Here is a 9,957-nt window from a genome sequence, read left to right on the forward strand (position 1 = left end):
ACGGCCACCCAGGAGAGAAACCGACGATCAAGGCCCTGGCTGATCCCCAGAAACCAGAAACTGGGGATTTTTCATCCAGCACTTTTGCGGACTTTTCATCCAGCATTTACAAAAACTGCTGAAAACAGAGGCCCTCGCGGTTATGACGCGGGCAAGAAGATCAAGGGACGCAAGCTGCCTGTCGCGACCGACACGCTGGGTCAGTCGTGGCGGCTGTCGTGCATCCGGCCGACGTTCAGGATCGTGACGGCGCGCCGCTGGCAGCGGCCAGGATACACTCATTGTTCCCCTGGCTTCGCCATCTGATCGGGGACGGAGGGTATGCCGGCGAGAAGTTGCGTGGTGCGCTGGCTGAACTCGGCCGATGGACAATCGAGATCGTCAAGCGCGGCGATCGGGCCGAAGGCTTCGTCGTCCTGCCCCAGCGCCGGATCGTGGAGCGCAGCTTTGCATGGCTCTGACGCTGCCGCCGCCTCACGAAGGATGTCGAGGCAACAATCTCGTCATCCCACGCGTGGTTGATGATCGCCCATATCCGCAGAGTTCTGCGGAAAATTAATCAAACCGCTTTCTGATTCAGGCTCTCAGGCATTGGGCTCATGCAGGTCAAAGATCATGACCGCTGGTATAAGTTCAAGCGCCAAGACCGCGGCAGCGTAATTTAGAACCTCCGCAACCATTACGGGAATGCTTTCGATAAAACCGCGAAGCGCTCCGTTGGTTGCCAGAGAGGCATCTGTTGGGACAGGGATTATAAGTAAAAACACGGAAGCAAGCACTAACTGCTAGAATTCTGACGTTTATATTTCCAAACCAAGCATTGCCATTGTGTTTTTACTTATGCGCCTCGTCCCGATTGACTAGCTACGACGCCTTGAGGCCCAACCGCGCCGACTGCTCTCGCCATGCGACGGCAGCCTTCGATAAGCTGTTTAGCTGATGTTGCGAAGGAAAGACGTATATAACCGTGCAAGCCGAACGCTGATCCCGGAGCAAGGGCGACGCCATGCCGCATGAATAGCTCGCACAAGGCTCCATCGTCAGAGATATTACCGCCGCTCCGGAGCGGAGATCCTATTAACTTGGAGCAATCTATCCAGATGAAGAACCCACCATCAGGTGGGTACGCGCGAATGCCTGGTACCTCCGATAATTCGCGCAATACGAGGTTGCGCCGACTGAGATATTCGCGGCGGCGGAACTCATTGTCCGTCCTGCTACCAGACAAAGCATATGCTGCAGCATACTGGGCGATTGCATTCGGGCACGATGTTGTTTGACTCTGAACTACAGCCATTGCATGGATAAGTGCAATTGGACCGATACCCCAGCCTATCCGCCATCCAGTCATCGAAAACGATTTGGAAACACCATCGGCGATCAGGAGTCGGCCACGTAGATCGGGCGCCACCGAGCCGAAACCAACCAAGCGCTCGTCGAGGTATGTAATTTCGCGGTAGATGTCATCTGTAATTACCCAGACGTTTTTATGCCGACGTAAAACACTGGCCAGCTCGTCTAGTTCAGACCTCCGCGACACAGCGCCGGTAGGATTGCACGGCGAATTGAGCAATAGCCATCGCGTTCGTGGGGTTATCCGTGCCTCAACCTCAGTCGCGTCAATCCGGAAATCTGATTCGGGATGTGTGGGAACAAGAACCGCATGTCCTCCCGCTAAGCTAATCATATCGCGATAGCTCGCCCAGCAGGGGGCTGGAACCAGGACCTCATCTCCCGGATCAAGTGACGCTAAGAGTGCATTGGAAATTACCTGCTTGACGCCTGCACAGCAAATGATTGCTTCTGCCGCTGGCTCCCATCCGTGAATGCGGCGGTTTTCCAACGCAATCGCAGTCTTAAGCGTCGGCGTCCCGCATACCGACGTGTAACGTGTGTGCCCCTCATCCATTGCCCTTTTGGCAACATCGATGATGGCCGGCGGTGTCGGAAAATCGGGCTCGCCCGCGCAGAGCGAAATGGTCGCCATGCCTCTCAGATTGCGCCGGCGAACCTCCGCTTCGATCTGGAGAATGGGAGAAACCTCCAATCCAGACAGCCTGCGAGCACGCCGGAATTCATGCTCGTGCGTATTGAGCTCTGTCATCAGCTTATACTCTCATATTGATTGCTGAGCCGACGTCAAAGAGCCGTCGTCTTTTTCCCTGGAGTCGGCAGTTGCTCCAATGCTTCGTCTGCATGGCGTATTTGCATTAACCTATCGCCATATCGGTATGTATCAAGGTATTCGAAGTGCCCCGCACCCGGCCGAGCCAATTTCGAAGCAAGCCCGAAGGGTGCGCTGTTCGCCCAGTTTAGCAAAGCATTTGCAAACTTGTCATCAGGTCGAGAGACGAAACGGTTATTGAAATCAGCGAAATTAATCGGCAGGCCTGCTCCAATCTCGACAAAAAGGTACTGCAACCTCGCAATGGCCTCTGACTCATTAATCTCTCCCGCTTCTTTTGCCTCCATTGCAGTTGCTGCCTTTTCAAAAAGCGTCTCGAACTGTCGACTTTCAATTGAGAGATGCCCCGGATAGGTGGCGTTGTCGAAAGCTTGTTCCAGAGCATCAAGATCCCCGTGGGAGCGGAAGTCGGCGAGAATGCGGCGTAATCTGAGTACTCCGATGTAGCTTCCAGAGAGCCAAACACGGAACCATGCGTTCCAAAGCGGGAATGAACGGAACGCGCTGTACGAGTTTGCAACCAAGCGGTCATTGATTGCGACCACAGATCGACTATAGCGGTCGTACGAAAAAAAATCGTCGCTATGCCACTTATTATCGCGCAACGACCTAAGTATTTTTGGTGCTACCCTCAGTATAGATTCAAACGTATTGGCCAAGCCACGTGAAAACAGTGGGTCCACGAATCCGGCAGCATGGCCCAGAAGACAATAACGGTCTGATATGGTCACGCGGCTATTGTAATTGATACGCGGCGCAACAGTCCACTCACGCACTCTAGCTGCGCCTTCGAAGTGCAGCTGTACCGATGGATGTCGCTCAAGAAAACGTTGGAACTCCTGTTCTGGGTCGCCCGCCGGTCCGTGTTGATCGATTTGAAACTGCAGGCCGACGCTGCACAGAGGATTGGTAGAATGTGGATGGTTATCGAAAGGAATAATCCATAGCCAGCCCTGATCGAAAATATGATGAAGAGTACTCTGACCGATATGAGTAGGAGACCGGCTGGTCTTCAGATCGGCAATCGCTTCCTCGTATGTGCGCACGCCGACCATGTGGGTAAAGATCGACCGCGTCCGCGTTTGCATCTCCGGAGCGCCCTCTCGCATCCTCATTTGCGACGCTAGGGGTGAGCGGAACCCACTGGCGTCAACAACATAACGAACCCTCAGATCTTTGCCTCGCTCGAGGTTGAGCGTCACGCCATCATCGTCAGGATGGATCGAGGTGATTCGGACTTGTTGACGAATTATCGCGCCGAGACGTGCGGCGAGCGCGACATAATACGCATCAACATCCTGGCGAAAGAGATGGGCTTCCGGCGCTAGGACAGGGGTAGACACTAGGTCCCTTGGATTGTGTTGCCGGTCTAGATCGTTCCACGCGAAAGAAAACGAGAGTTTGATTCCTGCGCTCGACGAGCCTACATGCTTGTTAAGCAAATCAATATTAGCCGGATAGCGCAATTCTGGAATATCGAACGCCTCCGACAGTAGTGTCAGCAACACGCCACTTTCTGGGATCATTGATTCTCCAACTGCAAAACGCGGATGCGTACCAGCGTCTAAGATAACGACGTTGGCTCCGTGCCTAGAGAGAATTGAACCGAGCATAGATCCCGAAATTCCGCTACCAATAATTGCAATATCGTAATCGTATGACATGTTTTTTACTCCCTCCTTACTTATTTATGGATCAACCGTAGATGAATACTTCCCTAATATTGTGACCCCTGCGCCTCACAAGGGTGATGTCGAGAGCGCGACGTCCATTGACCATTGTTATTTCCGCGACTACGACGACCTCCGCACTTTCTTCTGTGGTCCATCGGAATGCCAGTATCAGAGCTGTCTCTCTTACCGCGTCACCCCCCATTAAAAAGTGTAGTGTCGGGCCACGTAGCTGCAATTCAGTGCAGACAATTGATAGCGATGCCCCGGGATTTGCATTTACGAAATCGATCGGCGAGACACGGGCTTTCTCAGCGAACGTTTCTTGGACTTTTTTGGCGGCAGCCGTAGGCTGAACGTCTCCGAAACAGATCGCGCCAACCTCCTGCACGTCAGGTTGTGGGTTCAAAGGACCCAAGGTCGCTGTGATTGCGTATCGTAGTTGGTCAGCCAGGGTCTCGCCGCATTCGACGCCTTCATGGTGGATCGCAGCCCGCTCCGTTGGTAGCAGGTTTATGCTCATGCTTCTGTTCCCCCAAAGACGATTGCCGTATTGAAGCCGCCGAACCCTATTGTTGTTGACAGACCAAATCGCGCGCCTTGTATTTGGCAACCCGCTTCGGGCAGGGGAAGCGTGCACTCCGGTAGACGGCAACTTGTGCCAACAATAGGAGGGATTTTACGATCGCGAAGCGCTTGGATAACAGATATGGCTTCTAAGGCTCCGGTCGCCCCCAATGAGTGACCAAACGCGCCTTTTGTCGCAAAAAGGATGGGCTTCTTTGTCTGAAAAATATCTGCATAAGCTGCTGCTTCAATGACGTCGTTAGTAGGGGTCCCCGAGCCATGGCCGTTTACTATATCGATGTCTTGCGCGTCCAAGTTGGCATCAGTTAATGCGCGCCGAACGGCTAGTTTAACTCCCCTTCCATGGCGATCAGGTGCTGTCAGGCCCGCTGCGTCGTTCGCGGCCCCGCAACCAAGCACGAAACCCAGGGCGCTCGAGGGATGCAGATGGCATTCAGGCTCCAGCACCACGATGCCCGCACCCTCGCCCAATAGCGTGCCGTCACGGTTAACGTCGAAGCTGCGTAACTCGCTGGTCGCCATAGTCCCAAGTGTTGAGTGTGCCTTACGTTTAGCGTGCGTTAATACGTCCGCTCCGCCGCATACAACGCGTTCGAACAAACCGGATCTGATTAGCGCCGCTCCCACAAGAATTGCATCGGCACCAGACGAGCATGCCGTCGAGAGAGCAATTGGCAAGAAGTCATAATCGGCGGCGATTCCACGCAGCCATGCGTCCGGCGGCTCCGCAATGCTAATTGGATCATCCAGTCGAGCTCCATGGCTCGTGCCGATCACGAGGGCGGTGCGAACCTCGCCGGAGCCAAAGCTTCCTCTCAGTTCAGCATTTAATAATGCTCGTCCAACCGCTCGTCGCACCATCTCGGTGAAGCGCTCACGTGGTCCAAGATTCGCAAGAGAACTAACGGGGGCGGCACGTTCATTCCGGATTTTCACCGGGCACGGAACGAAGGTAATACCAGAGGCCCCATCCAACAACGCCTGCCAGACAGTTGCTATATCGTCCCCCAAGGGCGTCTCCCAGCCCATTCCCGTTACGGCTACGCGACCACGCACGGTTTGCCTCCACTGCACGGGTTACGCTTTTGACGCGGCTCAATACGGATAACCTGGAAGAACTCGTCATCTCGAGTTCCTGCAAGTGGAGAAGGATAGAACGTGTCGCGCAAAAAACTGCCGCGCTCGATCAGCTCTCGCCGGTAAGGGTGCTCCTGAAGCCATCGTTCGCTCACTATGAAGTCGCGTCGGACATCTGCCGCGTCGAAGCCCTCCAGTTTCTCTGGCCTCGTGATACGCTGATTTTTCGGATTTATTACCTGCGCGTAGGCAGAGGCGTCGAAGTAGCGAATTCTGCCGTTTTCTGGAACAGCGTTGATGCTGTGCCAGCGCTCTGGGAGATACAAGTAATTTACGTAGATATTTCTTAATATATATACTTCGCCGCCAAAGAGGCGCCCTATTATCAACGCAGCTACATTGGCCATCTGGCTGCAGAAACATGGCAGACGTACTGGTTCATCAAGAAGCAGATTTTCGATGTACGAGTGCTCGGTGATCGCAGGAATAACCTTATCGCGAATTTCACGATAGCGTTCGTCATAGATGCACCATTCGCGCTCCGGGTACATTAGCCTCACGATGTTTGGCTGGTACGTTCCAAACACCGAAGGCTCCTGAAGCACGTGACACATCGACTTCGGAAGAAGCTGGATGACGTCTTCGATAGATCCTGTACTGTGTTTTTCAATTACAGCATCCACCAAACTGACTACATTTCGATCCACGGACATCTCGCTTTCCTTATTTGACTGTCACGTAATCTTGTCGGGACGCACGCCTGACGTCGACGCTGAATGGACGTTCATTGGGCCAGAGATGGTCACGGATAAGTTGATGTAAGTCAGGTAAACTCTCCTCTGAGAACTCACAGGCATCGGCTACCAACTCTAAAGTATAAGATTGCCTACCATGACGGTCGTTTCCCGGGCGGGTGCGCGCATCCAATATCGCGGGGATAGTTCGAAGGAGGTTTCTGATAGCGCGGAGATTAAGTTTTTCCCCATTCACTATTAAAAAATCGCCACGCCTGCCCTTAAAGTGCAAGGCGCCCATTTCGTCGCGCCGAAATATATCGCCTGTCCGTAACCACCGCTTCTGGCCAGACGTTATTGTGGGATCCAAACTAGAGCGCCCTATCTTACGTATCAGAAGAGTGTCCGAACTGACCAGTAATTCCCCTTCGCAGTCTCCGAAATTCTCCATAGCGAGACGCAACTCAGTCGCCTCCAACGGTTCGCCGAGGCAGGTGTACATATCCGGTGATACCGTGTGGGCGGCGAGCGTTGCTACACGAGGACCTGCCTCACTAATTCCGTAAGTGCAATACACTTCAATGTCCGGATAAGCTTCACGAAATGCAGTCATCGCAGGCCCATCGGCTGCGTCCCCACCGATAGTAAAGCAGCGTAATGTAGTCGGTAATCTGCCGGGTAAACGACCCGAAAGTGTTTTCAAAAAGCGGGGCGTTAGCGATGTCGCTGTGATCCGGTGCGTTTTAAGAGCCATCAGGAACGCGGTTGCTTCAAAAGGCGATGGAGCAATCCAAATGGAGGCGCCCACCTCAATCGCCGCGATCGCCTGAGCAACGAAGGCGAATGAGTAATAGAGGGGTAGTTGTATCAGGATGCGATCGTCGGATCTTAAGCCGATCGCCTTGGCATGCCGACGCGCATTGCGCCTCAGCGCTCCGATAGTATGAACACATCCGCTAGAAAACTCTGAAGACGTTCCAGATGTAGTTAGAATAATCTCGCCTGCAGAAGTTTGCGGAACGCTAACGGGGTCCAAAATGCCAATCACGTGGCTACCAAGCTGCTTCTTGTCTCGCATACGCAATGTGCCCAAATCCATAGGCAGCGTGTTCCGTATGATGGCGCCAGCTGAGAAGTCCTCTAACATCGCCTTAAGTCGGGGAAGCGGCGTCCCTGGCGCAATCAATGCTGGAACTAGACCGAGCTGTGTGAGCGCTTCAATGTGATACAGGATTTCGGCGCTGCTAGGCACCGCGACAATCACAACCGTTCCAGTTGGTAAACTCAGGCCATGCAAAGCAAGAATCAGATCTTCCGGATCAGGCAACTTTCTGTCGTCAGTGATCCCGACCGTTCCTATCATTAATTCTGAAAACGGAAGCAGGTTGTCGCGTGCAAAGCGCGAACCGGCATGCATTTCTGTCATCGTGCATCCGCCTCATGAGCGAGAATGAAATCCGCAAGTGTGGAACAGGAACTAAAATGTTGAGGGGAGAAGTCCGCGTCGCTTACCGGGAAGCCAAAAACTTCTTCGCATTGGTAGCGAAGCTCTAAAAAGCCGATCGAATCAACGCCCAGAGAGGACGCCAAGCTGGCGTCCGGATTTATTTCGGAACGTGGTACACCGATATTCAGCTCTTCTGTCAGTATGTCTTTAAGCTTTCCGATAATCAACGCACGGCGAGGTGAATTTTCCAACGTGTAGCCCCCCGAATTTCTAACCTGTCATTTCAGGTATAAGTTGCGATCCTGCAACTAGGTTATAACGGAAGTTTTCTTGCCTGCCGCTGGAAGCGACCGGCCGACCCCTCTGTCTTGGCACATGGCGATTAGCCGTGTCGAAATCGAAATGGCTAATAGCGCTATTACCTATTTCGATGGAGCAGGTTGCAGGGCCTTGTGCAAATTTATGCGCGGAAAATGGCCAGTGTCTGCGACTGTTCATAACCACGCTTGAATATGTTTCTGCATGTGTGGAGACGGGGATATAATAGATGCCGTATTATAAAGGGGCGCTTTCCGAAGGTCCGGGAATACCAACGCACCTACAATTTTCCCAAGAAAGTGCAGAGGCCGATGGCGCTGCTTTCCGCGAGGCAATGTCGCACCTTCCGGCAGCAGTTTCGATCGTCGCAACCGATGGTCCTGCCGGTCGTTACGGCATTACTCTTTCGAGTATAGTATCCGTGAGTGATGCCCCGCCAACTATAAGTTTTTATATCGCCCGGCGAGCGTACGTAAACCAGGTGATTAAACAGAACCGGCAAGTGTCGGTTAACTTGCTGAATAGAAACCATACCGGGCTGGCAGGCGTGTTTGCCCGCCCCAGAAGATGCGAAACCGGTGATCTATTTGCGCCAGCGCTATGGCAACTTAGCGCCGGACTTCCTCCTTCGCTGATTGACGCCCGGGCAACGCTGTCCGCGACAGTGCAACGAACCATAGAGATCGCGACCCACACGCTCATGATATGTTATGTAAAGCAGATTCTGTTTGGAAGAGACGAATTGCCTAGCCTATATTTCAAGCGCCAGTTCACAACCATAAAACACGGGGAGGATACCTGAGTCACTGACATTACATTTTTACTTGATTTGGATTTCCTGGAAAAATGAGTCATCTCGGCTTCCGTAATCCTCCGCTCTCCCGCCTCCGGGTTTTTTGAGACGCCAGATAAGGGCGTGAGAGACGAACGGAGGTGTCACGATGACGAACGACCTGAAGAACGACGCGAAACGACCGGGGCATGGCGGACGCATTTCTCGCCGCCGCAAGAAGGAGGCCGTGCTTCGTCTGCTGCGCGGTGAGGACCTGGAGATGGTGTCGCGTGAACTGGGCGTGACGGCCGCAACCCTGAGCGGATGGCAGGACGCCTTTCTTTCCAGGGGCGAGGCCAGTCTTGCGACACGTCAGACCGACGGCGAAACGCTGGAGAGCGATCGCCTCAAGGCAAAGCTCGGCGGGTTCATGATCGAGTGTGAACTGCTGCGCGAGAAGATCGCGGCACTGGAGGCAGGCCGCCCTTTGGCCCGTCGGAGGCCGCGGCCATGAGCGCGGCGGTCTCCCCATCCTCCGGTCGCCCCTATGGGTTGGCGGCGGTCTGCCGGGTCTGGAACATCAGCCGGGCGACGCTCTATCGGCACAGGACACCTGTGGCGGCGAGACCGGAGCCTCGCCGACGCGGTCCGACCGGCCCCATGCCGGACGAGGACCTGGTCGGACGGATCCGTGCGATCATTTCCGCCAGTCCGTTCCATGGCGAGGGGCATCGCAAGGTCTGGGCGCGATTGCGGCTCGCCGGTGTGCGCACATCCCGTCGCCGGACGCTGCGACTGATGCGAGAGAACGATCTGCTCGCCCCCTCGCGGACCGGTGCGCCGAAGGGACCGCGCAAGCATGACGGCACGATCATCCCGGACGCGATCGACGTCATGTGGGGCACCGACATGACGTCGCCATGGACGCGGGAAGGACAGGCCGCCGTGTTCATTGCCATCGATCATCACGGCGGCGAATGCACCGGCATTCATGCCGCCCGACGCGGCACCCGCTTCGAGGCCCTGGAGCCGGTACGACAGGGGGTGCGCCGCTGCTTCGTAAGCGCCGATGGAACCCGGCCTTGTTTTCCATGGTGATAGCGTAAAGCTCGCATTGCAGATGGAGGGCCGTGTGAGTGGATATTGAGCAGTCGAACGAGCCTCGT

Annotated in this window: 7 protein-coding genes and 2 pseudogenes; 3 read left to right on the forward strand and 6 right to left on the reverse strand. The window is 54.5% G+C overall.

Annotated elements, in window-relative coordinates; all coding sequences use genetic code 11:
* Positions 1-111: 111 nt before the first annotated feature.
* Positions 112-575 (forward strand): annotated as a pseudogene (locus tag HLH48_RS21970) (IS5 family transposase); the annotation flags it as partial.
* A 263-nt stretch (positions 576-838) separates the two neighbouring features.
* On the opposite strand, the gene HLH48_RS21975 reads toward HLH48_RS21970, so the two are convergent.
* From HLH48_RS21975 to HLH48_RS22000, 6 genes are all read right to left on the reverse strand, one after another.
* Positions 839-2,104, reverse strand: coding sequence for a pyridoxal phosphate-dependent aminotransferase (locus HLH48_RS21975; RefSeq protein WP_182999599.1), 1,266 nt, complete (start codon positions 2,102-2,104; stop codon positions 839-841).
* 35 nt (positions 2,105-2,139) lie between these two features.
* Positions 2,140-3,849: an NAD(P)/FAD-dependent oxidoreductase gene (locus HLH48_RS21980; protein ID WP_182999600.1), complete on the reverse strand. Its 1,710-nt coding sequence runs from the start codon at positions 3,847-3,849 to the stop codon at positions 2,140-2,142.
* Positions 3,850-4,374: 525 nt separating this feature from the next.
* Positions 4,375-5,454: a beta-ketoacyl synthase N-terminal-like domain-containing protein gene (locus HLH48_RS21985; RefSeq protein WP_220795267.1), complete on the reverse strand. Its 1,080-nt coding sequence runs from the start codon at positions 5,452-5,454 to the stop codon at positions 4,375-4,377.
* Between the two features lie 29 nt (positions 5,455-5,483).
* Complete coding sequence (locus tag HLH48_RS21990) at positions 5,484-6,233, reverse strand: hypothetical protein (protein ID WP_182999602.1); 750 nt, start codon at positions 6,231-6,233, stop codon at positions 5,484-5,486.
* Between the two features lie 10 nt (positions 6,234-6,243).
* Positions 6,244-7,680 (reverse strand): class I adenylate-forming enzyme family protein, encoded by a 1,437-nt coding sequence (locus HLH48_RS21995; protein ID WP_182999603.1) that lies wholly within the window; start codon positions 7,678-7,680, stop codon positions 6,244-6,246.
* Positions 7,677-7,952 (reverse strand): acyl carrier protein, encoded by a 276-nt coding sequence (locus tag HLH48_RS22000; protein WP_246387696.1) that lies wholly within the window; start codon positions 7,950-7,952, stop codon positions 7,677-7,679. The genes HLH48_RS21995 and HLH48_RS22000 overlap by 4 nt, the downstream gene beginning before the upstream one ends.
* A 296-nt stretch (positions 7,953-8,248) precedes the next feature.
* Between HLH48_RS22000 and HLH48_RS22005 the strand changes: the two genes are divergently transcribed.
* Entirely contained in the window at positions 8,249-8,821 is a 573-nt protein-coding gene (locus HLH48_RS22005) for a flavin reductase family protein (RefSeq protein ID WP_182999604.1), read from the forward strand.
* 139 nt (positions 8,822-8,960) lie between these two features.
* A pseudogene (locus HLH48_RS22010) lies at positions 8,961-9,856 on the forward strand (IS3 family transposase); the annotation flags it as partial.
* Between the last annotated feature and the right edge of the window lie 101 nt (positions 9,857-9,957).

It is taken from the genome of Gluconacetobacter sacchari (genome assembly GCF_014174255.1).
In the GTDB taxonomy this organism is placed as follows: Bacteria; Pseudomonadota; Alphaproteobacteria; order Acetobacterales; family Acetobacteraceae; genus Gluconacetobacter; species Gluconacetobacter sacchari.